23 protein-coding genes are annotated in these 22,001 nt (G+C 67.1%); 5 read left to right on the top strand and 18 right to left on the bottom strand.

What is annotated here, in order from left to right; all coding sequences use genetic code 11:
• Positions 1-13: 13 nt before the first annotated feature.
• Both E1956_RS24595 and E1956_RS24590 read right to left on the bottom strand, forming a co-directional pair.
• Positions 14-1,048 carry a ketopantoate reductase family protein gene (locus E1956_RS24595; RefSeq protein ID WP_134753734.1) on the bottom strand — a complete coding sequence of 345 codons (1,035 nt, stop codon included), beginning with the start codon at positions 1,046-1,048 and terminating at the stop codon, positions 14-16.
• 3 nt (positions 1,049-1,051) lie between these two features.
• Complete coding sequence (locus tag E1956_RS24590) at positions 1,052-1,822, bottom strand: class II aldolase/adducin family protein (RefSeq protein ID WP_134753732.1); 771 nt, start codon at positions 1,820-1,822, stop codon at positions 1,052-1,054.
• A 198-nt stretch (positions 1,823-2,020) separates the two neighbouring features.
• Here E1956_RS24590 and E1956_RS24585 point away from each other — a divergent pair, with 198 nt between their 5' ends.
• A complete protein-coding gene (locus E1956_RS24585; protein WP_134753730.1) occupies positions 2,021-2,464 on the top strand; it encodes a MarR family winged helix-turn-helix transcriptional regulator in 444 nt (147 codons plus the stop codon).
• Between the two features lie 57 nt (positions 2,465-2,521).
• On the opposite strand, the gene hpaI is transcribed toward E1956_RS24585, so the two are convergent.
• From hpaI to E1956_RS24550, 7 genes are read right to left on the bottom strand one after another with little or no spacing between them, the layout of a single operon-like run.
• Positions 2,522-3,298, bottom strand: a complete 777-nt coding sequence (gene hpaI, locus E1956_RS24580; protein WP_134753728.1) for a 4-hydroxy-2-oxoheptanedioate aldolase — start codon at positions 3,296-3,298, stop codon at positions 2,522-2,524.
• 42 nt (positions 3,299-3,340) lie between these two features.
• Positions 3,341-4,144, bottom strand: a complete 804-nt coding sequence (gene hpaH, locus E1956_RS24575; protein WP_134753726.1) for a 2-oxo-hept-4-ene-1,7-dioate hydratase — start codon at positions 4,142-4,144, stop codon at positions 3,341-3,343.
• 45 nt (positions 4,145-4,189) lie between these two features.
• Positions 4,190-4,591, bottom strand: a complete 402-nt coding sequence (locus tag E1956_RS24570) for a 5-carboxymethyl-2-hydroxymuconate Delta-isomerase (protein ID WP_134753724.1) — start codon at positions 4,589-4,591, stop codon at positions 4,190-4,192.
• A gap of 18 nt (positions 4,592-4,609) precedes the next feature.
• Entirely contained in the window at positions 4,610-5,473 is an 864-nt protein-coding gene (hpaD, locus tag E1956_RS24565; protein WP_134753722.1) for a 3,4-dihydroxyphenylacetate 2,3-dioxygenase, read from the bottom strand.
• Positions 5,474-5,513: 40 nt separating this feature from the next.
• Entirely contained in the window at positions 5,514-6,971 is a 1,458-nt protein-coding gene (gene hpaE / locus E1956_RS24560; RefSeq protein WP_134753720.1) for a 5-carboxymethyl-2-hydroxymuconate semialdehyde dehydrogenase, read from the bottom strand.
• 11 nt (positions 6,972-6,982) lie between these two features.
• Positions 6,983-7,771 carry a fumarylacetoacetate hydrolase family protein gene (locus tag E1956_RS24555; protein WP_134753718.1) on the bottom strand — a complete coding sequence of 263 codons (789 nt, stop codon included), beginning with the start codon at positions 7,769-7,771 and terminating at the stop codon, positions 6,983-6,985.
• Positions 7,768-8,553: a fumarylacetoacetate hydrolase family protein gene (locus E1956_RS24550; RefSeq protein WP_134753716.1), complete on the bottom strand. Its 786-nt coding sequence runs from the start codon at positions 8,551-8,553 to the stop codon at positions 7,768-7,770. The genes E1956_RS24555 and E1956_RS24550 overlap by 4 nt, the downstream gene beginning before the upstream one ends.
• Positions 8,554-8,742: 189 nt before the next feature.
• Here E1956_RS24550 and hpaR point away from each other — a divergent pair, with 189 nt between their 5' ends.
• Positions 8,743-9,138, top strand: coding sequence for a homoprotocatechuate degradation operon regulator HpaR (hpaR, locus tag E1956_RS24545; RefSeq protein WP_134754852.1), 396 nt, complete (start codon positions 8,743-8,745; stop codon positions 9,136-9,138).
• 21 nt (positions 9,139-9,159) lie between these two features.
• On the opposite strand, the gene E1956_RS24540 is transcribed toward hpaR, so the two are convergent.
• Together E1956_RS24540 and E1956_RS24535 are read right to left on the bottom strand one after the other, a co-directional pair.
• Entirely contained in the window at positions 9,160-9,471 is a 312-nt protein-coding gene (locus tag E1956_RS24540; RefSeq protein ID WP_335929966.1) for a thioredoxin family protein, read from the bottom strand.
• A 71-nt stretch (positions 9,472-9,542) separates the two neighbouring features.
• A complete protein-coding gene (locus E1956_RS24535; protein WP_134753712.1) occupies positions 9,543-10,343 on the bottom strand; it encodes a class I SAM-dependent methyltransferase in 801 nt (266 codons plus the stop codon).
• 630 nt (positions 10,344-10,973) lie between these two features.
• Here E1956_RS24535 and E1956_RS24530 point away from each other — a divergent pair.
• Entirely contained in the window at positions 10,974-11,249 is a 276-nt protein-coding gene (locus E1956_RS24530) for a hypothetical protein (protein ID WP_028218300.1), read from the top strand.
• Positions 11,250-11,322: 73 nt separating this feature from the next.
• On the opposite strand, the gene E1956_RS24525 is transcribed toward E1956_RS24530, so the two are convergent.
• The 6 genes from E1956_RS24525 to E1956_RS24500 all read right to left on the bottom strand — a co-directional run bounded on the left by E1956_RS24525 (position 11,323) and on the right by E1956_RS24500 (position 19,117).
• Entirely contained in the window at positions 11,323-12,594 is a 1,272-nt protein-coding gene (locus E1956_RS24525) for a winged helix-turn-helix domain-containing protein (RefSeq protein WP_134753710.1), read from the bottom strand.
• Positions 12,587-14,359 (bottom strand): FAD-dependent oxidoreductase, encoded by a 1,773-nt coding sequence (locus E1956_RS24520; protein WP_134753708.1) that lies wholly within the window; start codon positions 14,357-14,359, stop codon positions 12,587-12,589. The genes E1956_RS24525 and E1956_RS24520 overlap by 8 nt, the downstream gene beginning before the upstream one ends.
• A 47-nt stretch (positions 14,360-14,406) precedes the next feature.
• Entirely contained in the window at positions 14,407-15,396 is a 990-nt protein-coding gene (locus E1956_RS24515) for a DedA family protein/thiosulfate sulfurtransferase GlpE (protein ID WP_134753706.1), read from the bottom strand.
• A gap of 253 nt (positions 15,397-15,649) precedes the next feature.
• A complete protein-coding gene (locus tag E1956_RS24510; protein ID WP_028218303.1) occupies positions 15,650-15,895 on the bottom strand; it encodes a hypothetical protein in 246 nt (81 codons plus the stop codon).
• A 517-nt stretch (positions 15,896-16,412) separates the two neighbouring features.
• Positions 16,413-18,086 carry a methyl-accepting chemotaxis protein gene (locus E1956_RS24505; RefSeq protein WP_134754848.1) on the bottom strand — a complete coding sequence of 558 codons (1,674 nt, stop codon included), beginning with the start codon at positions 18,084-18,086 and terminating at the stop codon, positions 16,413-16,415.
• A 110-nt stretch (positions 18,087-18,196) separates the two neighbouring features.
• Positions 18,197-19,117 carry a LysR family transcriptional regulator gene (locus tag E1956_RS24500; RefSeq protein ID WP_134753704.1) on the bottom strand — a complete coding sequence of 307 codons (921 nt, stop codon included), beginning with the start codon at positions 19,115-19,117 and terminating at the stop codon, positions 18,197-18,199.
• 147 nt (positions 19,118-19,264) lie between these two features.
• On the opposite strand from E1956_RS24500, the gene E1956_RS24495 reads away from it, so the two are divergent.
• Positions 19,265-20,188, top strand: a complete 924-nt coding sequence (locus tag E1956_RS24495) for a DMT family transporter (RefSeq protein WP_134753702.1) — start codon at positions 19,265-19,267, stop codon at positions 20,186-20,188.
• Positions 20,189-20,215: 27 nt separating this feature from the next.
• Here the strand turns inward: E1956_RS24495 and cobF are convergent, their stop codons facing one another.
• On the bottom strand, positions 20,216-20,986 hold the full coding sequence (cobF, locus tag E1956_RS24490) for a precorrin-6A synthase (deacetylating) (RefSeq protein ID WP_134753700.1): 771 nt from the start codon (positions 20,984-20,986) through the stop codon (positions 20,216-20,218).
• A 198-nt stretch (positions 20,987-21,184) separates the two neighbouring features.
• On the opposite strand from cobF, the gene E1956_RS24485 reads away from it, so the two are divergent.
• Positions 21,185-21,772 (top strand): LysE family translocator, encoded by a 588-nt coding sequence (locus E1956_RS24485; RefSeq protein WP_134753698.1) that lies wholly within the window; start codon positions 21,185-21,187, stop codon positions 21,770-21,772.
• Positions 21,773-22,001: the final 229 nt, after the last annotated feature.

Below are 22,001 nucleotides of genomic sequence, written 5' to 3'. Positions count from 1 at the left end.
GACGCTCAGACGCTCAACGCGCAGTGGCTGGCGACCCGGAGCGCCGCGCCGCCTCGAGATTCGTGTCGAGCTGGCGCGCGAGCCCATAGAGCATGCCGAGCGACGGCGCGGCCACGCCCGCGCGTTGCGCGAGCTCGTAGGGCGCGCCCAGCAGCGCCTCCACTTCGAGCGTGCGGCCCGCTTCCACGTCCTGCAGCATCGAGGTCTTGAACGCGCCCAGCTTGCGCGTAATCGCGTTGCGCTGTTCGATGGTCATCGCAAGGCCGATGCCGAGCGCTTCGCCGATCGTGCGCGCCTCCGCCATGATGGCCCTGACGAGGCCGGCGGTGAGCGGGTCGTCGAGGATCACGTCGGCGCTCGAGCGCGTGAGCGCGCTGATGGGGTTCATCGTCATGTTGCCCCAGAGCTTGGCCCAGATTTCATGCTGGATCTGCCCGGTGGCCTGGACCTCGAAGCCGGCTTGCGCGAGCAGCGCGCAGGCTTCCTTTGCGCGCGCCGCCGTGCGCTGCGAGGCCGCGCCCACGATGAGCAAATTGCCTTTGCCCTTGCGGATCACGCCGGGCGCCGCAATCGATGACGACAGATGCACGACGCAGCCCGACGCCTGCGCGGGCGGCAGTGCCGCCGAAACCGCGCCGCCCGGATCGACGGACTCGAGGCGGCCATTCGCTTGCGCGCCGCCGAAGTCGGCGAGGAACCACCACGGCACGCCGTTCATCGCCGAGACGATATGCGTGTGCGGCCCGACGAGCGGCGCCAGCGAGGCGGCGGCCTGCACGAGCGCCTGGCCCTTGAGGCAGACGAATACGATGTCTTGCGCGCCGAGTGCGGCGGCGTTGTCGGTGGCGTTCACGCGCGCCGTGTAGCGCATGTCGTGCTCGGGGTCTCCGACTATCGTGAGGCCGTCGCGGCGGATCGCTTCGAGCTGCGCGCCGCGCGCGAGCACGTTGATGTTCGCGCCGTTGTCCGCGCGCGCGAGCCGCGCCGCAATGAGGCCGCCGATCGCGCCGGCGCCAACCACCGTGATACTGCGCTGCGAGGAATTCACCGCTTACTCCTTGTATGAGGGATCGATGCGCTCGACGCGCCGGATCAGTGCGGCCAGCACGTTCTCGCCGGCGCCATGCGCGGGCGAGAATTGCAGCGCGTCGCGCGTGGAGCGCGCGGTGACGGCCGGATCGATAGGAATGGCCTCGCCGCGCATCGAGTCGGTGACGCATTGGATCTCGCAGGCGCGGTTGAGCGTCCAGAGCAGCACGAACGCGTGCGCGAGGCTCGTGCCGTGCGAGAGCAGTCCATGATTGCGCAGGATGAGCAGGCGCTTCTCGCCCATCGATTTCAGCAGGCGCGGCTGCTCCTCGTCGTGCACGGTGATGCCTTCGAAGTCATGGTAGGCGACCATGTCGTGCAGTTGCGCCGAATAGAAGTTCGTGTACGCGAGGCCGCCTTCCATGCACGCGACGGCGAGGCCCGCCGTGGTGTGCGTATGCATCACGCAATGCGCGTCTTCCACGTGGGCGTGAATCGCGCTGTGGATCACGAAGCCCGCCGGATTGATCGGATAGTCGCTGGGGCTCAGGATGGTGCCGTCCAGATCGACCTTCACGAGGTTCGACGCCTTGATTTCGTCATACGCAAGGCCAAACGGGTTGATCAGGAAATGCTTCTCGGGACCGGGCACGCGCAGCGTGATGTGATTGAAGATCAATTCGGTCCAGCCCAGCAGGTGAAATACGCGGTAGGTGGCCGCGAGCTTCACGCGTGCGGCCCATTCCTGCGGCTCGCACCAGCTGGGGCGAGCGGCTTCGGGTGTTGCGCTCATGGGGGCGTCTCCGTTCTGGGTGCCGCGCTCACGCGGCAGGCGAGCTGTCGTGGATGATCAGCCGGAAAACCGATGCTACGCGCAAATAAATGCGTGTGCAAGCATCAAATTTTCGGCGAAAGCCCTTGAATTAAGGGATTCCGTAAATGGTATGCTAGCGTCGTTCAAGCCAGATGGCGAGGCCGCGCGAGACGAAAAATGACAGGCAAGAACCCGATCGAAGAGCTGTTCACTTACCGGCTGCACGTGCTGAAGAAGCAGACGGACCGCACCATGAACGAGGCGTTTTCGGCGGCGCTGGCGCTCACGCTCACGGAGGCGCGCATTCTCCTGAGCGTGGGGGCGTTCGGCCCGATTTCGGTGTCGGATCTCGGGCGCGTGTCGAATCTCGACCGCAGCCAGGCGAGCCGCGCGACCGACGTGCTGGAGCGCAAAGGGCTGCTCGAAAAGGCCTCGAACGCGGCGGACGCGCGCGGCGTGCTCGTCAAGCTTACTGCGCAGGGGCGCAATACCTGGCGGCGCGCCTCAGCCATCTCGAAGTCGAGCAATGAAGCGATTCTCGCGGTGTTGAGCGAGCCGGAGCGCGAGGCGTTGCAGAGCGCGCTGGCGAAGCTCGTGGCGCAGGGCGGCGAGGCCGAGTAAGCGAGTGACGGATTGATGAAAGCAGGGCGCCCAGGTGCGGCGCCCGCTGAGCTGGTGTCAGGCGGCAGACTGGCGGAACGCCGCGGCCAGTTCGCTCGCGCCGCGCGCAAGTAGCGCAACGTCGCTGCCTACCGCAACGAAAGTCGCCCCAGCCTGCAGATATTCGTGAGCGATCGCGCGGTCGGCGGCCAGCACGCCTGCGGCCTTGCCATGCGCGCGCACAGCGCGAATGCCGGCGACGATCGCCTCGCGCACCGCCGGCGCGCCCGGCTGCCCGAGCAGACCCATCGAAGCGCTCAGGTCCGCCGGGCCGAAGAACACGCCGTCCACGCCATCCACGGCGGCAATCTCGTCGAGCTGCGCAAGCGCGTTGGCCGTCTCCACCTGCACCAGCATGCAGAGACCATCCGCGGCGCGATGCAGATAATCGGCGGCGCCGTTCCAGCGCGACGCGCGCGCGAGCGCGCTGCCGACGCCGCGAATGCCGAGCGGCGGATAGCGCGTGGCGGCGACAGCGGCGCGCGCGTCATCGGCATTTTCGATCATGGGCACGAGCAGCGTTTGCGTGCCGATGTCGAGCAGCTGCTTGATGATGGCGGCGTCGTTGCGCACCGGCCGCACGATCGGGTGCGTGGGGTACGGCGCCACCGCCTGCAATTGCGCGAGCGTGCTGCGCAGGTCGTTGGGCGCGTGCTCGCCGTCGATCAGCAGCCAGTCGAAGCCCGTGCTCGCGAGCAGTTCGGTCACGTAAGAGTCGGCGAGCGCGGCCCACAGGCCGATTTGCGGACGGCCTTGCGCGAGTGCGCGCTTGAACGGATTGTCGAGTGTTTGCATGGGAATCCTTACTGATGCTGCACGAAAGGCAAAACGCTACGATCAGACAAAATAGAAGCCAATGCCGCCCAGCGGGCCGTAGTCGGCATGGAACGTATCGCCGGCGCGCGCGGGAATCGGCGCCGTGAACGAGCCGCTCAGAATCACGTCGCCGGCTTCGAGGCGCTCGTCGTGGCGCGCGATCTTGTTCGCGAGCCAGGCCACGCCCGTGGCCGGATGATTGAGCACGGCCGCGGCGAGCCCGCTTTCCTCAACCGCGCCGTTCTTGTAGAGCAGCGCGCCTACCCAGCGCAGGTCGACGTCGAGCGGCTTCACGGGGCGGCCGCCCAGCACCACGCCCGCGTTCGCGGCGAAGTCCGAGATCGTGTCGAACACCTTGCGTGGCGCCTTCGTTTCGCGGTCGAACTGCTCGATGCGCGCATCGATGATCTCGATGGCGGGCGTGACCCAGGCGGTCGCGTCCAGCACGTCGAACAGCGTGACGTTGGGGCCTTGCAGCGGGCGGCTCAGCACGAAGGCGAGCTCCACCTCCACGCGCGGCGCGATGAAGCGATCGGCGCGAATGTCGCTGCCGGCTTCAATGAACATGCTGTCGAGCAGCGGCGCGTAATCGGGCTCGTCGATCTGCGAGGCGCGCTGCATCGCGCGCGACGTGAGGCCGATCTTGCGGCCCTTGATCTGGTGGCCCGCCGCGAGCTTGAGCTTGACCCACTCGCGCTGGATCGCATAGCCGTCGTCGATCGTCATCGTCGGATGCGCGCGCGAGAAATGGCGCAACTGCATGCGCGTGCGTTCGGCTTCGTCGAGCTGGGCGGCCAGCTCGCGAATGAGTTGCGGATCTAGCATGTCGATTTCCGATGATTGCAGGGTTCTCGATGCACGCGCGGGTGCTCAGGTCTTGAGCCGGGCGTGCAGGTTGTTGTGCTTCCACGCGCCTTCTTCGCTGAACTCGACGATCTCCAGCGAGAGGGCGAGCCCGTGCGCGGCGAACGCTTCGGCGAAATGCTGCTTGATCGCTTCGAAGAGCGCGTCGCCGGTGGCGCGGCGCACCTCGGGCGTGCGGCCCGCGCCGATCTTCAGGCAGCCGTGCAGGAAGGCGTTATGCGGGGCGCCGTCGGCGACGAAGTACTGCTCGCAGCGCAGCGCGCGCGTGCGGATGCCGCCACGCGGGTACACGCGCGCGCCGCTCGCGTCGCGCTGCGCGTCGAGCACCTGCGCGAGCGTCGCGCAAAGCGTGCCGATGCTCGCCTCGTCGGCGAGATTGGCGCTGTATTCGAGGGTGAGATGCGGCACGATGCGCTCCTTCGGGATTCAGGCTGGCAGCGGCGTGACAGGGAAGACTGCGTTGATCTGTCCGGTGCCGGAGCTGCCGAAATACGGCGTGATGACTTCCGCGCGTCCTTCATAGCGGTCCCAGCCGAGCGCGCCCAGCAGCATGGCCGTGTCGTGCATGCCGCCTTCGCCCCAGCATTTTTCGGCGTAGAGCGGCAGCATGCCGCAAAAGGTCTTCCAGTCGCCGCGCTCCCAGAGCGAGATGACGTGATGGTCGGTCTGTTCGAGGAACGGGTCCCAGACCTTGTGCATGAACTGCTCGGCCGTGCCATTGTTCGCGAAGTGGTGGCTCAGCGAGCCGCTCGCGAGAATGGCAACGGTGCCGTCGTAGCGCTCTTCGATGGCCTTGCGCACCGCGAGCCCGAAGCGCACGCTCGTGGCGAGGTCGTGCCACACGCACCAGCCCGCAATGGAGACCGTCTTGAAGTGCTGGTCGGCGTTCATGTAGCGCATCGGCACGAGCGTGCCGTATTCGAGCGCGAGCGTCGTATCGCTGTGCGCGCGGCTCTTGACGCCCATTTCGTTCGCGACGTCGGCAATCAGATGGCCGAGCGCGGGATTGCCCGGGTACGCATACTGCATGTTCTTGATGAAATGCGGCAGCTCGTTGCTTGTGTAATTGCCTTCGAAATGCGGCGCGCAGTTGATGTGATACTCGCTGTTCACGAGCCAGTGCACGTCGAACACGACGATCGTGTCCACACCCAACTCGCGGCAGCGGCGGCCGATCTCGCGGTGACCGTCGATGGCAGCCTGGCGGCAGCCCTTGTGCGGTCCGTCGAGCTCGGAAAGGTACATTGACGGCACGTGCGTAATCTTGGCCGCCAGCGCGAGTTTGCCCATCGCGGTCTCCTTGTTTGCGTTATCGAGTGCAGGCCGTGGCTCAGGCGCCCCAGCGCGGAATGTGATGCGAGCCCATCGAGACGCAGACGTTCTTCGGCTCGAGAAACACTTCGTAGCTCCAGGTGCCGCCTTCGCGTCCCACGCCCGAAGCCTTCGAGCCGCCGAACGGCTGGCGCAGATCGCGCACGTTCTGGCTGTTCACGAAGCACATGCCTGCCTCGACGGCTGCGGCCACGCGCAGTGCGCGCCCCGTGTTCTCGGTCCACACGTAGCTGGAGAGGCCGTAGGCGATGTCGTTGGAGATACGGATGGCGTCGGCTTCGTCGTCGAACGGGATCAGGCACGCAACCGGCCCGAAGATCTCTTCCTGCGCGATGCGCATGCGGTTGTCCACGTCCACGAACACCGTCGGCTGCACGAAATTGCCCTTTTTCAGGGCTTCGGGCAGCGCGGGCGCATCGAGCCCGCCGCACGCGAGCGTCGCGCCTTCCTTCGGCCCGAGCTCGATATAGCTGCGCACCTTGGCGAGGTGGCCCTGGCTGATCATCGGCCCGACCACGGTTTTTTCGTCGAGCGGGTCGCCCACCGCGATGCGCTTCGCGCGCTCGATGAAGCGCTCCGCGAACTTCGCGTAGATCGAGCGCTGGACGAGAATGCGCGAGCCCGCCGTGCAGCGCTCGCCGTTGTTCGAGAAGATCATGAACACGGCGGCATCGAGCGCGCGCTCGAAGTCGGCATCGTCGAAAATCACGAACGGCGACTTGCCGCCCAGCTCCATCGAAAACTTCTTGAGGCCCGCGGTTTGCACGATGCGGTTGCCCGTGGCCGTCGATCCCGTGAACGAGACCGCGCGCACGTCGGGATGCGCGACGAGCGGCTCGCCCGTCTCCTGGCCGAAGCCATGCACGACGTTGAGCACGCCTGATGGAATGCCGGCCTCCAGCGCGAGCTGGCCGAGCATCGAGGCCGTGAGCGGCGAAAGCTCGCTCATCTTGAGCACCGCCGTGTTGCCGAACGCGAGACACGGCGCCACCTTCCAGGTGGCCGTCATGAACGGCACATTCCAGGGCGAGATGAGCGCGCACACGCCCACCGGATGAAACAGCGTGTAGTTCAGATGCGTGCTGGTGGGGTAGGTGTGGCCGTCCACCGCCGTGCACATCTCGGCGAAGTAGGTGAAGTTGTCGGCGGCGCGCGGCACGAGCTGCTTGCCCGTTTGCGAAATGGTCTGGCCCGTGTCCTTCGTCTCGGTCAGCGCGATCTCGGGCACGTTCTTCGCGATCAGCTCGCCGAGCTTGCGCACGAGCTTCGCGCGCTCCGCCGCGGGCTTCGCGGCCCAGGCGGGAAACGCGTCTTTCGCGGCGCGCACGGCAAGGTCGATTTCCTCGGCGCCGCCGCGCGCGACTTCCGCGAGCACTTCCTGGTTCGCGGGGTTCACGGTTTCGAAGTAGTCGCGGCCCTTGTGGGCGCGGCCGTCGATCAGGTGTTCGATGCGCATGGCGTTCTCGCTTACGTCTGTTGCGTCGGGGAAACGCGGCCGAACTCGGCGTCGGACGCGATCGTGTTGACAAGGCGGCCCAGGCCGTCGATTTCGCAAATCACTTCGTCGCCGGCATTCACGTTGACGACGCCTTCGGGCGTGCCAGTGAGAATCACGTCGCCGGGCGCGAGCGTCATGAAGCCGCTCAAATACTCGATCAGCTCGGCAATGCCGGTGACGAGGTCACGCGTGTTGCCGTGCTGCTTCAGCTCGCCGTTCACATACGTGCGCAGTTCGAGCGCGTTGACGTCGGCGATATCGGCGGCATCGACGAACCACGGCCCGAGCACGGTGCCGCCGTCGCGATTCTTCACGCGCAGGTTCGGGCGATAGTAGTTCTCGAGATAATCGCGGATCGCATAGTCGTTGGCGATGGTGTAGCCCGCGACGTACTGCATGGCGTCCTCGCGCTTGACCTCGCGCGCCGTGCGGCCGATCACGACCGCGAGCTCGCACTCGTAGTGCATGAACGTGACGTCGGCGGGGCGGCGCGTGACGCCGCGATGACCGATCACGCTGCCCGGCCCCTTGAGGAACACGAGCGGTTCTTCCTGCTTCGTGAACTGCAACTCCCTGGCATGCTCGGCGTAGTTCAGGCCGAGCGCGAAGATCGTGCCCGGCTCGAAAGGCGCAAGCCAGACGACTTCATGTTCTTCGCGCACGCGGCCGTCGGCTAGGCGCACGCGCGCGTTTTCGAGGAGACCTTCCGGTCTTGCTTCGTGGATGGCGCCTGCGTAGGCAACGCGTCCTCGCATCATGCTCGTGCTCCTTGCGTGGCGGTGTGTGCTGCCGTTTGCGGCGCGATGAATTCGATGGCGAGTGCGCGCCAGTCGGCAATGGAAATGGTTGCGCGCGCACCTTCATGCGCGATGGGCATGCCGTGCGGCACGCCGAGCGTGAGCACGTCGCCGGCGGAGAGCGTCATGAAGTCGGTCACGTCCGCGAGCAACTGCGCGACGCCGCGCACGCAGGTGGACGTATCTGCGGTAAAGCGCGGCTCGCCCTCGATGTCGACGTGGATCGCGAGCCGGTCCGGATCGGCGACATGCTTGCGCGCCTGCACCGTGGGGCCGATCACGCAAAAGCCGTCGCGGGCGCGAAAACGCACGGACGGACGATAGACGCTCTCGTGCGGCACGCTGAGGTCGGCGACCAGCGTGTAGCCCGCGATGTAATCGAACGCTTCATGCATCTTGACGCGCGCAGCGGTGCGGCCAATCACGATGCCGAGCGACGCGCCCACCTGGACGCCTTCCGCGCCCGGCACGCTCACGCGCGCGCCGTGGCCGGCGAGCGTATTGCGCGGCTTCAGATAGAGGATGGGTGCGCGGGGCGGCGCCTTGTAGGGCGGGGCGTTCACGGCTTCGCCGAGCGCTTCGAGCGCGGCGCGGTCGTTGAGCAGCGTGCCGTACACGGCGCCGGATACGGGCGCGCGGCAGCGGGCGCCACCGGCAAGCAGCGCGCGCGCCGCGTCGGCGCTCACGTCGCGCGGCAGGGCCTCGCCTTCGAGATGCAGCAGATGGTCGGCCAGTGAAAACATGTCGTGGTTCGCTTTCTCGAAAACACTAATATGTGAGTAATTCTGCGCTTGCTATGATCGAGCGTCAACCATCGATGAAGATTTCGCGGGTTTCCCCTGGTCCTGGACCCGGGCCGCCGCCTATTGAACGAAGCCACCATGTCCGATTCCTCCCGCACGTCCACCCGCGTTGCGCACCGCAACCTGCCCATGCTTCTTTTGCGCGCGCGCGAAAAGATGATGGAGCGTTTCCGTCCGCTGATAACGGCGCATGGGCTCACGGAGCAGCAGTGGCGCGTGATTCGCGCGCTCAACGAGAGCGGACCGCTGGAGCCGCGTCAGATTTCCGATCTGTGCACGATTTCGAGCCCGAGCATGGCAGGCGTGCTCGCGCGCATGGAGGCGCTGGGCCTCGTGACGAAGGAGCGCTTCGCCGACGACCAGCGGCGCGTGCTCGTGACCCTCACGAAAAAGAGCCACCAGCTCGTGAAGGCGATTTCGAGGGATCTGGAAGCGCGCTACAAGGCGCTCGAAGCGGAGGTTGGGCCGGAGGTCGTGGAGCGCGTGTATCGCGCCATCGACGATTTGCTGGCCGGGCTCGAGTGAGCGGGCGGCGCTTCTGGCCGCTCAGCCGAGCGTGTCGAACGCCGCGTCCAGATCGGCGGCGCTCGCCGGGCGCACCACGCGCGCCACTTCCGTGCCGTCGCGCAGGAACACGAGCGTGGGCCAGAGCTTCACGCGAAATGAGCGGCCGAGCGCGCGGCCCGGGCCGTCTTCCACCTTGATGCGGCGCACGCCGGGGCGCTTCGCGAACGCATCGCCGATCAGGGGCTGCGCGCCCTGGCAATAGCCGCACCAGTCGGTGCCGAACTCCAGCACGGCAAGACCGCTCAGCGCATCGATCTCCTTGCGGGCCGGGGCTTTGGTGGCGTAGCTCATCGCGTCTCCTTGCGAGGTCATTGTCATACGATACCGCAAGCGGCAGCGGCGCGCTGGCGGTGCTCACGTGCCTACGCGAGCGCGCGCGTGGCGATCGTGGCGGTCGACTCGATGCGCTCGATGAGCCAGCCATCCTCACCCTGCGCGGCAACAATGGCGTCGATCTCGGCCAGCAGCGTGTCGAGCTGCGCGCCCAGGCGTTCGCGCGAGAGGCTCGACATCGAGAGCGGCCGCGCCTTCAACTGCTCGGCGCTCACGCGCCGGTACTCGATCACCGAAATGCGCTCGATCGCGTCGAACGCCGAGCGTGCGAGCACGTCGATGTGACTTTCCCATTCCGGCGAGCGGCGCATCTCGCGCGCGGGATCGGTGTTGGCGTAACGGTCGAGCAGGTCGCGATATTGCGCGGCCCAGGGGCGCTGTGGATCGTCGAGATGCGCCGTGTTGAAGAGCGCGACGGCGCCGCGTTCGGCGAGGATCGAATCGAGCCGCGCAAGCGTGTCGACACGATCCATCCAGTGGAACGCCCGGCCGATCACCGCGAGGTCGAACTTGCCGAGCGCGGGCGAGAGGTCGTACGAACTGCCGCGGCGGTACTCGATGTTCGGCGCGATGCCCGCGCCCAGTTGCGCGGCGACTTCGAGCATGGCGGGCTCCGGGTCGATCGCCACGACGCTCGCCACCCAGCTCGCGAACGCGAGCGAGAGCTGGCCGGGGCCGCAGCCGAGGTCGAGCAGGCGCTGCGTGCCGTTCAGGCCGGCGTGTTGCGCGACGCGGCGAATGAGTGCGCTCGAGTACGCGGGGCGGCCGCTCAGGTAATGCGGCGCGGCGTTGTGAAAGCGTTCGGGAATGAAGGGCGTGACCTGGTTCATGGGTATCGGCTGAGCGGACTCGCGGGGAAGACTCGCTCAGTCTGGGGACGCGTGTTGGTGGCGTCAAGGCGGGTTGCAGCACGCTCGCTGCGTGTTGGCTGCAAAGGTGAGGCTTTTCGGGAGTGAGCGAGGCGCAGCGCGCGAGCGCACCGTCGGCGTGCCGCGCGCACAGTGTGACGAACCCGTGTCTGGCGAGAAAGTGCCTTGAAACAAGGGAAAACGTGCAACGAAGCGCCGGCACGCAAGCGTCTCGCGTCGCGTTGCTGAGCACCGCAACCGGCGCGCGAGTTCTCCCTCATTGCACAAAGGTGAGCGCTTACGGGAGTGGCCTGACGTGAGCTCGCACGCACGCGCCAGCGCACCGCCGCGCAACCACCCTGGCGCTGAACGCGCGAATCGACGCCTGTTTTCAGGGCTTTTCTTGGTGCTTGCCATGAGCCTCGGCAAGCATGAGGGGCGCACGGATCGGCGCGAAGCGTGCAAAGGTGAGAAGATTCGGGAGCCATCCGAAGCGCTGCGGGGTGGCCGGATGGACCCGCCCACGGCCGATGGACGGCCGTAGGCGTTGGGTATATAACAGCAGTGTGGGATTTTTTTCTACGACGTACCAGCAAGGGGAAACGGTTCATCATGACGAGCGACGACACGCAAAAGGATGACGCTCAAGCGCCTGGCGGCGACGCCCAGAAGCACGACCTGGAGAATCTCAACGCGGCGCTCTCGCACGTGGACGAAGGCGTGAAGACTGGCAGCATCGCCAAGGGCGCGGCCAAGGGCCTGGTCTTTAGCCTGATCGAAACGCTGGGTGCGCTGGTGGGCGACCCGGACCTGCCCGAGCATGCGCGCTCGGGCTATGAAGGCTTGCTCGAAGCGGCGCGCGAGTTGCGCGTGAAGCTGGAGCGCTGAGCATCCGAAGGCCGCGCGGGCGGCGTGCCCTATTGAGGCAAGGGGCGCGCCGCCCGAGCGGCGCTGTTGCGACTCACGACTCGGCGAGCAGCGCGGCGGCCAGCCCGTGCGGCGCCTCGCCAATCCTCAGTTCCGGCGTGCCATGCCAGTCGGCGCAACGTTGCAGCGCGCGCCGCAAATCGCTGACGAGACGGCCGCTCACGCGCACCCCCGGCTCCAGGTGCAGCGACTTCAATTCGAATACAGCCTGCGCGCGATGCGCTTTCGCGTCGGCGCGTCCGATCAGCTTGCCGCGATTCAATATCGGCAGTACGAAATAACCATACTTGCGCTTGTGCGCAGGCAGGTAGCATTCGATCGCATAGTCGAAGCCGAACAGCGCGGTCGCGCGCTTGCGGTCCCACACGATCGGATCGAACGGCGAGAGCAGCGTGGTGGCCGTCGAGGTCAGCGCGCCGCTTGCGGCGTCGTTTATGAGCGCGGCGTAGTCGCGATGCACGAATGCGTCGTGCTTCCAGTCTTCCACGCGCACGGGCACCAGCTCGCCCGCACCGGCGAGCGCGTGCAGCGCCTCGGTGTACGGGCGGCGCGGCAGGCGGTAGTAGTCGGCGGCCCAGTCGGCGCGGATCACCCCTAGTGCCTGGCAGGTGCGCAGGAGCAGCGCGCGTTCGGCGTCCGCGCGCGTGGGCAGATCGCGCGCGTCGCTCCAGTTGGGCAGCACGCGCTCGGCCAGGTCGTAGACGCGCTGAAAATTGCGGCGCTCGGCCACCATCAGCTCACCGGTCGCGAACAGCACCTCCAGATGGCGCTTCTCGGGTTTCCAGTCCCACCAGCCGCTGCCTTTCTCGCCTTGCTCGCGCGCGAAATCGGCGGAGCGCACGGGACCATGGGCGCGGATCCGTTCGAGCAGCGCCTCGATCTCGCGGCGATGCTTCGCGTGCCACTCGGCGGCGTATTTCCAGCCCATGCCCGAAGGGTCGAGCATGCGATGGCGCAGCAGCCCATAGTCCTCGATCGGCACGAAACAGGCCTCGTGCGACCAGTACTCGAAGAGGCGGCCTTCGGCCAGATGGGCGTCGAGCCAGCGCGTGTCGTAGGCGCCGATGCGGCTGAACAGCACAAAGTAAGGACTGCGCGCGACCACATGGATCGTGTCGATCTGCAGTTGCGCCATGCGCCGGATCGCGACGAGCACGTCGTCCTTGGTGGCCTTGCGGCGCGGCGGGGCGAGCAGCCCCTGTGCCGCGAGATGCAGCGTGCGCGCCGCGGCGAGCGGCAGCGTCACGCCTGGGGTCGGTTGCGCGCTCGCTTCGGATGGCGTGTCGAGCGCCGCGTCCTCACGCATTCAGGCCCGCCATCGCGGCCATCGCAGCGGGCGTCACGGCAGCGCGCTGGACGGGCGCCGCGCTCAGCCACTGGTGGATCTGCGCGACCACGGCCGCGCCTTCGCCCACCGCCGCCGCAACGCGCTTGGTCGAGCCCGCGCGCGCATCGCCGATTGCGTAGACGCCATCGACCGACGTGGCGAGGCTGCACGACGCGTCGTCGGCGCCGGTCAGCACGAAGCCGTGCATGTCGAGGGCCACGCCGCATTCGTGCAGCCATTTGGTGTTGGGGTCCGCGCCCGTGAAGAGGAACAGATGGCGCGCTTCCAGGCGGTCGGCGCCCGACGACGGACACTGCGCCTTCAGGCGGATGGCCGCGAGCCCCGCCTCGTCCTCCTCGAGCGCACCGACCTCGCAGTGCGGGTGCACCGTCACGTTCGGCAGCGACGAAATCCGGTCGATCAGATAGCGTGACATCGTCGATTCGAAGCCGGACTTGCGGATCAGCACGTCGATATGGCGCGCGTGCGTTGACAGATAAACGATAGCCTGGCCCGCCGAGTTGCCGCCGCCCACCAGCACGACGTTCTCGTGCTTGCAGAGCTTCGCCTCCACGGGCGAGGCCCAGTAGTAGACGCCGCGCCCCGTATAGCGGTCGAGCCCGGCAATCGCGGGCTGCCGGTAGATCGCGCCGCTCGCGATCACGACGGTGCGGGCGCGCACGTCGCCGCTACAGGTTTCGAGGCGGCGCGGCGCCTCGTTGCAGTGGAGCTTGCGCGCCGAGACGGGAATGGCCACGTGCGCGCCGAACTTCTGCGCCTGCACGAACGCGCGGCCCGCGAGCGCCTGGCCCGAGATGCCGGTAGGGAAGCCCAGATAGTTTTCGATGCGCGAGCTGGCGCCGGCCTGGCCGCCGGGCGCGCGCGCGTCGAGCACGATCACCGAAAGGCCCTCGGAGGCCGCGTACACCGCGGTGGCGAGGCCGGCCGGGCCGGCGCCCACCACGGCTACGTCGTAGACGCGCTCGCCGTCGAGCTCGGGCAACAGGCCGAGGCAGGTGGCGAGCTCGGGCGGGGTGGGGTGACGCAGCACCGAGCCGTCGGGGCAGATCACGAGCGGCAGGTCCTCGCTGCGCGCCGCGAAACGCTCGATTACGCCGAGCATGCTGCTTTCGTCGCGCTCGTCGAGCACCGAGTACGGATGGCCGTTGCGCGAGAGAAAGCCCTGGAGCTTGAGCATGGTGGGGTCGTCGTGCTTGCCGACGAGAATCGGGCCGCCCGCGCCTTTCTCGATCAGCGCGACGCGCCGCAGGATCAGCGCGCGCACGATGCGCTCGCCCAGCTCGGCTTCGGCGACGATGGCCGCGCGCAAGCGCTCGGGCGGAATCAGCAGCGCAACGACGGGCTCGAGTGCGAGGCCATCCACGAGTGCCGGACCGCCGGAGAGCTGGCCCACTTCGGCGAGGAAGCTGCCGCGCCCGTGCTCGGCGATCAGCCGCTCGCGACCGAGACCGTCGCGCTGAAACACCTTCACGCGGCCGGAAAGCACCACGAACATGCCGGGGCCGGTCGTGCCCGTGTGAAACAGCAACTCGCCCGGCTGCCAGTGACCATGCTCGCCAAAGCGCGCGAGCCGCGCGATCTCGTCGTCGGTGAGATCGGGGAACATCTGGTGGCGCCGCGAGGCGAGCGTCGAGAAGGGGGCCTCGGCCGGTTGCGGCTGCGTGTCGGACAGCGTGGACTGCGAAGCCTCGTAGCGAGGCGGCTCGTTGGGGGTAGAGCCCATCAGGCGTTTCTCCTCATGCGCGCGGCGGCGCGGAGGCGCCGCGCGGATTAAACGGGTTTCGGCGTGATGTTGACCGGTACCTCGGAATGCGACATGACCTGCAGCGATTCGAGCGTGCGGCCCGCGTCGCGCCAGGCGTCGATGCCGCCCAGCAGCGGCAGCACATCGACGTACCCGGCCTCGGCGAGCTTCTTCGCCATCCAGGCCGCGGAAATTTCATTGGGGCACGAGCAGTAGATCACGAGCTTCTGATCGAGCGGATACTTCTCGATGATTTCGTCGAGCTGGCGCTCGTCGGCAAAGAGCGAGCCGGGGATGATGTACGGATCGAGCTTGCGCTTTTCGGCCGAGCGGATGTCGAAGATCACGGGCGGCGGCTTGTTGGTCATCGCGCGATAGAGATCGTCGACGGTGATGCGCGCGTTCGCGAGCTTCTTGATGAGCTGGCGGCGGCGCTGCCAGCGGTAGGTCGCATAGAGCAGGAGCAGCACGACCACCACGACGGCGGCAAAGCGCCCAAGGCGGCTTGCGCCGGCGAGCATCATGTCGATCTGCGGCGCGAACAGCACGCCGATCAGGAGGCCCGTGCCCGACCAGAGCGCGGCGCCAATGCCGTCGAAGCCGACGAACTGGCGGTAGGGCGTGCCCATCGCGCCGGCCATCGGCACGGAAACGATCGAGAGGCCCGGCACGAACTTGGCGATGGCGAGCACGCGCACGCCCCAGCGGCCGAAGAAGCGCTCGGTTTTCTTCACACAGGTGTCGCGCGAGAGCGAGAGCTTGCAGAGCGTCTTGAGCGTATTGCCGCCGTAGAGCCGGCCGGCGAGAAACCAGACGCTGTCGCCGATGAGCGTGGCGACAATGGAGAGCCCGAGCACCGGCGCGACCTGCTCGCCGATCGAGCCGGGATGCATGGCGGCCATGGCGCCGAACAGCACGAGCGCCGGCATGGCGGGCACCGGCAGGCCGAGTGATCCGGCCAGCACGTTCAGGAACACGAGCGCAGGCCCGTACTGCGCGATGAGGTCATGTAGCATCGGCTTACTTCCCTTGCCCCGGAGCGCCGCGGGGACGGCGCAAACTGGAAGACTAACGTATCGATTATGGACGCATTTTGAAGGCGTGCAAGCGAGGTCCAAAGCATACGCCCAATGCGGATTTGTTGCGCTCAGGCGCGGGTACGGCGGACTTGCCGGGAGGTGGGACGTGGGAGGCGCGCGCAAGCGTGCGCACGCGAAGGCGCCGACGTGGCGTCTTCGCGTGGAGGGCCGTTACGAACGCGGCCGCGTGTTACCGGCTGTGCGATTCCCCGGGAAGCTCGGCGCCCTGCGCGCGGATGGCCGCGATCAGTTCCGCAGGCGTGATTTCATAACGCACTTCGCGGTGGATGCCCGGCTTGCGCTCGTCGACTTCGACCAGCAAGAGGCTCTTGCCGTCGGCCGCCGATTCGAGACGCAGCGAACGCGTTTCGCGTCCGGTCGCTTCGTCATGCTCGGTGAGCAGGGTCATGGTTCCGGAAGACCCGGTCGTGCGCATTGATGTTGTCCTCGTGTGTGGTCGAGCCATTGTACGGGGTCGGCTGCGCGGCGTCTCATCGCTGTGAGCGCGGGCGCACACACCTGGCCGCCCAGCCCCGGCCAGTCAGTTTAACGCGAGTCCCGGCCCGCACGTGTACCGGCATGAGGATTTTTGCGCGCCCTGCAACGGTGCATGCGCTCTGTGTTGCCGCGTGAGGCGTTGTCATGGGCATGACGCAAAGCGGCCTTAGCGGGGCACCGGCTCCCGCATTTCCTCACCGTTCGCGCCAGAAAAAACGGCTCACCTGGTAGAGGCCAGGCGAGCCGTTGAAACGCCGTTGTTACTCGGATCAGACACCCAGGTCATGGGCGCTGACAAGATCCATAGTGAGGCCTGGTCCGCGCGCCGTCGAGATGGGATTTATGCCGATCTTTCAGCTTAATCGCAGCAAGCGGTGAAATTACGGAACGCTTTCGCCTGCCGTGCGGGGCGGCGTGACCGATGCGCTTTCGTGAGCATGCGCTCGTGACAGCGCTCAAGCTTCGAGCGCTTCCTCCCGTTCATGCGCCTGAGTGTGCACCTGCACAGGCGCGTGCGAGCCGGTGCGCCGCGCCGTTCGCTGTGCGGGCGCGCTGCGCACGCTCGCGTGCGTGCCCGCGAGCGTGAAGAGGCGCACGGCCTCGTCGAGCACGTCGGCCTGCTCGGCGAGCCGCTGCGCCGTGGCGGCGGCCTGCTCGACGAGCGCCGCGTTCTGCTGCGTGGCGCTGTCCAGATGCGCGACCGCCTGATTGACCTGATGAATGCCCTCGGCCTGCTCGCCACTCGCGTTGGCAACCTCGACGATGATGGCCGAGACGCGGCTCACGGCTTCGTCGATGGCGCGCATCTGGGCGGTCGTATGGCCGACCAGCTCCGTGCCCTGGGCGATCTCGCTCACGCTCGCGTCCACGACCTGCTTGATCTCCTTCGCGGAGGCCGCGCAGCGCTGCGCGAGCATGCGCACCTCGCCGGCGACCACGGCGAACGAGCGGCCGGCCTCGCCCGCGCGCGCGGCCTCGACGGCCGCATTGAGCGCGAGGATATTGGTCTGGAACGCGATGCCGTCGATCACGCCGGTGATGTCGGCGATGCGCTGCGAGGCGTTGGTGATGCCGGACATCGTGCGCTCCATGCGGCCCGCGATCGAGCCGCCCTCGGCGGCGGCCGACTGCGCCGCGCGCGCGAGGTCGAGCGCGCGGGTGCTCGCCTCGGCGTTGGCCTGCACGGTGGTGGTGAGCTGGTCCATGGTGGCGGCGGTCTCTTCCAGCGAGGCCGCTTGCAGCTCGGTGCGGCGCGAGAGATCGAGATTGCCGGTCGAAATCTCGTGGGCGGCCTCGAGCATGCCGTCGATCTGCGCGCGCACGTCGAAGACGATGGCGGTGAGATTCGCCTGGAGTTGATTGAGCGCCTGGAGCACGTCGCCGAGATCGTCCTTCGATGCGATGGCGAGCGTCGCAGTGAGGTCTCCCGCGGCCATGCGCGTGGACGCCATCGACATCTGCGTGAGCGGGCCGCCCAGGTGGCGCGTGGCGAGCCGCCAGGCCGCGAGGCTGCACGCCGCCGCCGCGCCGAAAGCGCACCAGAACGGCATGGGCGGCAGCCCGCGCCAGGCGCCGAAGCCCGCGGCGGCGAGCGCGGCGGGCACGAGCGCATAACCGATGGCGATGCGGGTGGCCACGGGCAGACGCATGAGCGACTGCACCGCGCCAACGAGGCCGGTGCGCACTAGCTCGCCGCGGCGCAGGCGCGCGCTGCGCAGACGCCCTTCGCGCATCTGCGCGTAGAGCGCTTCGGCCTCGCGGATCTCCTCGCGGCTCGGCTTCACGCGCACGCTCAGATAGCCCACCACGGTGCCCTGCTCCGAGACGGGGGTCACGTTCGCGCGCACCCAGTAGTGATCGCCGTCCTTGCGGCGATTCTTCACGAGCGCGGTCCAGGGCCGGCCGGATTGAATGGTCTGCCAGAGGTCGGCGAAGGCCTCGGGCGGCATGTCGGGATGGCGAATGATGTTGTGGGCCTTGCCGATCAACTCTTCTTTCGCGAAACCGGAAACGGCGACGAACGCGGGATTGCAATACTGAATGCGGCCTTTGAGGTCGGTGGCCGAGACGAGCATCTGCGAAGCGGGGTAATCGAATTCCTGCTGCGTGACGGGCTGGTTGTTGCGCATGGGGTTCCTTGCAATGGGGTCGCTCATGACCCGACAACATGTAAGGATTAACGGCATTGCCCACACAAACTTTAGGGGATTAGGCGGGAGGCGCATCGACCTCGGCCCGCTCAACCGCCCCCACTCAAATGCCTGGCGAGATAATCGATCAACGCCCGCACTTTCGGCGGCAAGAACCGATTAGGCGGATAAAGCAGCCACACCGGCCCCATGTAGGCACGCGCCTCGAAAATCCATTCCGGCAACACCTGCACCAGCTCGCCCGCACGCAGTGCCTCGGCGGCCGTGAACTCGGGCAGGCTCGCAATGCCCCAGCCCTCGAGCGCCGCTTCGAGCCTTGCGCCCGCATGGTTCGCGATATAGCGGCCCTTTACCTCGACAGTCTGCGTTTGCGTGCCCTGGCTCAAACGCCAGCGATGGTCGTCGGCAGTCTCGCCTAACCAGAGGCAGTCATGCTGCGCGAGCTCGCGCGGCGTTTGCGGCGTGCCGCGCGCCGCGAGATACGCGGGCGATGCGCACAGCAGCCAGCGCACCGCGCCAAGCTGGCGCGCGGCGAGCCCTGGCGGCGGCGTGCGCGTCGGGCGGATCACGAGGTCGAGGCCGTCGCGCAGCGGATCGACTTCGTGGTCGGTGAAGACGAGCTGGACGTCCACCTCGGCATAGGCACGCAGGAACCCCGAAATCAGCGGATGGATCACGGTTTTCGCGTAGGCCGTGGGTGCGCTGATGCTCACGCGGCCCTGCGGCCTGGCGCCGAGTTGGCCGGCGGCGTCGACGGCGCCCGCCGCCGCGCCCAGCATGTCGCGGCAGTGCCGGTAGACCTCCGCGCCGGACTCGGTCACGCGCACCTGGCGCGTCGAGCGCTCCATGAGCCGTGCGCCAAGCGCCTCTTCCAGACGCTTGATCTGCCGGCTGACCGTCGAAGGCGTGCTGCCCAGCTGGCGCGCGGCCACCGAGAAATTGCCGGCCTCCACCACGCGCGCGAACGTCGCGAGGTCAGGCAGCAGGGCGAAGAGCGTAGTGGGGTTCATCGGCAAAGGCCTCGGCACTCGGTGATCGATTTGTGCACTTGCGACATAAAAGCTGTGCGGTGCCACCCGATTATCGCGAGCAGCGCAACGCCGGACAATACCTGCTCTAGCCGTACGAGCCGCTCTAACGCCGACGAGGTCCGCCCCATGTCATCCCGATCCCATCACCTGATGCATCTCACCGACTGGCTGCTGCTCGCCGTCGCTTTCGTCTGGGGCACGAGCTACGGGGTGGTGAAGCACGCGCTGGCGTTCTATCCCGTGCTCGGCTTGCTCGCGCTGCGTTTTGGCCTGACCTTCGTGCTGCTCTCGCCTGCGCTGCGGTTGCTGCGGACGGCCTCGCGCCGGGCGCTAGGCGGCGCGTTGATCGCCGGTGTGCTGTTGCTCGGCATCTTCCTGTGCGAGACGTTCGGCGTGATGCTCACGCGCGCGTCGAATGCGGCGTTCCTCATCAGCCTGTGCGTGGTGCTCACGCCGCTCGTGGAGTGGGCGATGTTGCGCAGGCGTCCGGAGCGCGCGGAATGGGCGGCGGTTGCGGTGTCCCTCGCGGGCGCGTGGCTGCTGGCGGGTGGCGCTTACGTGCCGAATGTGGGCGATGCGCTAATTCTGCTCGCGGCGCTGCTGCGCGCGATTTCCGTCTGTGTGACGAAGCGCGTGATGCGTGACGGTGCGCTCGCGCCGCTTGCGGTGACGGCGGTGCAAGCGGGCTGTGTCGCATTCGGCAGCGCCTCGATTGCCTTGCTGTTCGCGCCGCAACAGTGGCAGGCGCTGCCTGCGCTAGCGCCGCATCATGCGTTCTGGGGGAGCGTGGCGTGGCTCGTGCTGGCCTGCACGCTGTTCGCCTTCTTCGTGCAGAACTACGCCGTGCGCCGCAGCAGCCCGACGCGCGTCGCGTTGTTGATGGGCAGCGAGCCGGCCTTTGGCGCGTTGTTCGCCTGCGTGTGGCTAGGCGAGCGGCTTAGCGTGGCCGCCTGGATGGGCGGCGCGCTCATCGTCGCGGCGTCGCTTTTGGCGACGGTGCAGAGCAAACGCACGCGTGCCGCTGCCGTGGCTGAAACCATTGATGCCTGATAACGCCTGATCCCGTGGTGGACACCTTCAGTCCTTCACACCGCGCTTGCGCAGCAGATAGGTGTCCATGATCCAGCCGTTCGCCTCGCGCGCCTGGGCGCGCACGCGCACGATTTCGTCCTTCACGTCATCGAGGCGACCCGCCACGAGGATCTCGTCGGGCGTGCCCACATAGGCGCCCCAATAGATGTCGAGGTCCTCGCCCGCAAGCTGCGTGTACGCATTCTGCGCGTCGAGCATCACCACGGCGCTGTTGGCGTCGTCGGGGAAGCCGTGCTCCGCGAGCCGCCGCCCGGTCGTGATGCTCACGGGCTGGCCGATGAAGTTCAGCGGCACGCGATGCTTCGCCGCGAGCGCCTGCACGCTGCTGATGCCTGGTATGACCTCGAATTCGAACGCGAGCCGCCCCTCGGCGAGGATCGTGTCGAGAATGCGGATCGTGCTGTCGTAAAGAGACGGGTCGCCCCAGACGAGGAAAGCGCCGCATTGCCCCTCGGCGAGCTCGCTCTCGATCAGGCCTTCGAACACGCGCTGCTTGTCGCGATTGAGCTCGTCCACGGCCGCCTTGTATTCGACGCCGTCACGCCGCCGCTCGGGGCTTTCCGCTTCGACGATGCGGTAATTCGGATCTCTAATGAAACGCGCGCAAATTTCCTTGCGCAGGGCGACGAGCTTGTCTTTCGCGGGACCTTTGTCCATCACGAAGAACACATCGGCGGCGTTGAGGGCCTCGATGGCCTGGACGGTCAGGTAATTCGGATCGCCGGCGCCGATGCCGATGATGAGGATCTTTTTCACGTGGAGAATCCGGTGGATGAGTCGTCGGAGAGCGGTTCGATGCCGACGTCAATGAAAACAGGCCGCGCGATGAATCATAGCGTGAGTTCGAGTGTTCACCCATCGACGCTTCGCGGGGCAGTTTTCTTCAATACGGGCTCGGGCGCGCCGCGTACGCTCGATGGTGGATCAACGCCGGCTGGCGTATTGAGGAGAACCGTGAGCACTGCACTTTCCATGGCCGCCTTCGCGCTGGCCACGTCGATCACCCCTGGACCTGTCAATATCGTCGCGCTGGGCGCGGGCGCGCGTTATGGGCTGCGTGCGAGCCTGCGTCATGTGACCGGTGCGACCATTGGCTTTGCGCTGCTGTTGCTGTTGATTGGGCTTGGCTTGCGCGAGCTGCTTGCGCAGTGGCCCGCGCTCACGCGCGCGATCGAATGGGCGGGCGTGGCGTTTTTGCTGTATGTCGCCTGGAAACTGGCGGTGGACGATGGGCGCATCGAGTCGCCGAGTGCCGCGCGTGGCCCGTCGCTGATGGCGGGCGCCGCTATGCAGTGGCTCAATCCCAAGGCCTGGCTCGCTTCGGTTGCGGGGATGGGGGTGTATGCGGCCTCCGGCGAGAATGGGGTTGTCTGGGAGTTTGCGGCGATTTATTTCGTGGTCTGCTATGCGTCGATTGCGTGCTGGGCTTGGGCGGGGGCGTCGATGAGGCAGGCGTTGCGGGTGCCTGGCCGTGTGCGGTTTGTGAACCGCATGATGGCGGTGATGCTCGCTGTGAGTGCAATGTGGTTGCTGTTGGAGTGAGCCGCGTGGGCGGGCTCTGGCACTTTTGAGTGCGGTTGATGGATTTGGCCTTAACTTGTTTTCGCGGCGGGCCGCAGGCGTTGCCCCTGTGCGGGGCGGCACCTACTTTTCTTTGCCGCGGCAAAGAAAAGTAGGCAAAAGAAAGCCGCTCAAACCGCCAGTGTGACGCCGTCCCCCACTGCCCTGTATATCGGAGCGGCTCCGGAGCGTCTGTCGCCACGCGGCGTAT

This window comes from Paraburkholderia pallida (genome assembly GCF_004524855.1).
Classification (GTDB): domain Bacteria; phylum Pseudomonadota; class Gammaproteobacteria; order Burkholderiales; family Burkholderiaceae; genus Paraburkholderia; species Paraburkholderia oxyphila.
This window is presented reverse-complemented; position numbering and strand designations above follow the sequence as displayed.

Coding starts and splice junctions, on each gene's coding strand:
- E1956_RS24590 (WP_134753732.1), bottom strand. CDS start 1,822: ATGAGCGCAACACCCGAAGCCGCTCGCCCCAGCTGGTGCGAGCCGCAG.
- E1956_RS24585 (WP_134753730.1), top strand. CDS start 2,021: ATGACAGGCAAGAACCCGATCGAAGAGCTGTTCACTTACCGGCTGCAC.
- hpaI (WP_134753728.1), bottom strand. CDS start 3,298: ATGCAAACACTCGACAATCCGTTCAAGCGCGCACTCGCGCAAGGCCGT.
- hpaH (WP_134753726.1), bottom strand. CDS start 4,144: ATGCTAGATCCGCAACTCATTCGCGAGCTGGCCGCCCAGCTCGACGAA.
- hpaD (WP_134753722.1), bottom strand. CDS start 5,473: ATGGGCAAACTCGCGCTGGCGGCCAAGATTACGCACGTGCCGTCAATG.
- hpaE (WP_134753720.1), bottom strand. CDS start 6,971: ATGCGCATCGAACACCTGATCGACGGCCGCGCCCACAAGGGCCGCGAC.
- E1956_RS24555 (WP_134753718.1), bottom strand. CDS start 7,771: ATGATGCGAGGACGCGTTGCCTACGCAGGCGCCATCCACGAAGCAAGA.
- E1956_RS24550 (WP_134753716.1), bottom strand. CDS start 8,553: ATGTTTTCACTGGCCGACCATCTGCTGCATCTCGAAGGCGAGGCCCTG.
- hpaR (WP_134754852.1), top strand. CDS start 8,743: ATGCTTCTTTTGCGCGCGCGCGAAAAGATGATGGAGCGTTTCCGTCCG.
- E1956_RS24540 (WP_335929966.1), bottom strand. CDS start 9,471: ATGAGCTACGCCACCAAAGCCCCGGCCCGCAAGGAGATCGATGCGCTG.
- E1956_RS24535 (WP_134753712.1), bottom strand. CDS start 10,343: ATGAACCAGGTCACGCCCTTCATTCCCGAACGCTTTCACAACGCCGCG.
- E1956_RS24530 (WP_028218300.1), top strand. CDS start 10,974: ATGACGAGCGACGACACGCAAAAGGATGACGCTCAAGCGCCTGGCGGC.
- E1956_RS24525 (WP_134753710.1), bottom strand. CDS start 12,594: ATGCGTGAGGACGCGGCGCTCGACACGCCATCCGAAGCGAGCGCGCAA.
- E1956_RS24520 (WP_134753708.1), bottom strand. CDS start 14,359: ATGGGCTCTACCCCCAACGAGCCGCCTCGCTACGAGGCTTCGCAGTCC.
- E1956_RS24515 (WP_134753706.1), bottom strand. CDS start 15,396: ATGCTACATGACCTCATCGCGCAGTACGGGCCTGCGCTCGTGTTCCTG.
- E1956_RS24510 (WP_028218303.1), bottom strand. CDS start 15,895: ATGCGCACGACCGGGTCTTCCGGAACCATGACCCTGCTCACCGAGCAT.
- E1956_RS24505 (WP_134754848.1), bottom strand. CDS start 18,086: ATGCGCAACAACCAGCCCGTCACGCAGCAGGAATTCGATTACCCCGCT.
- E1956_RS24500 (WP_134753704.1), bottom strand. CDS start 19,117: ATGAACCCCACTACGCTCTTCGCCCTGCTGCCTGACCTCGCGACGTTC.
- E1956_RS24495 (WP_134753702.1), top strand. CDS start 19,265: ATGTCATCCCGATCCCATCACCTGATGCATCTCACCGACTGGCTGCTG.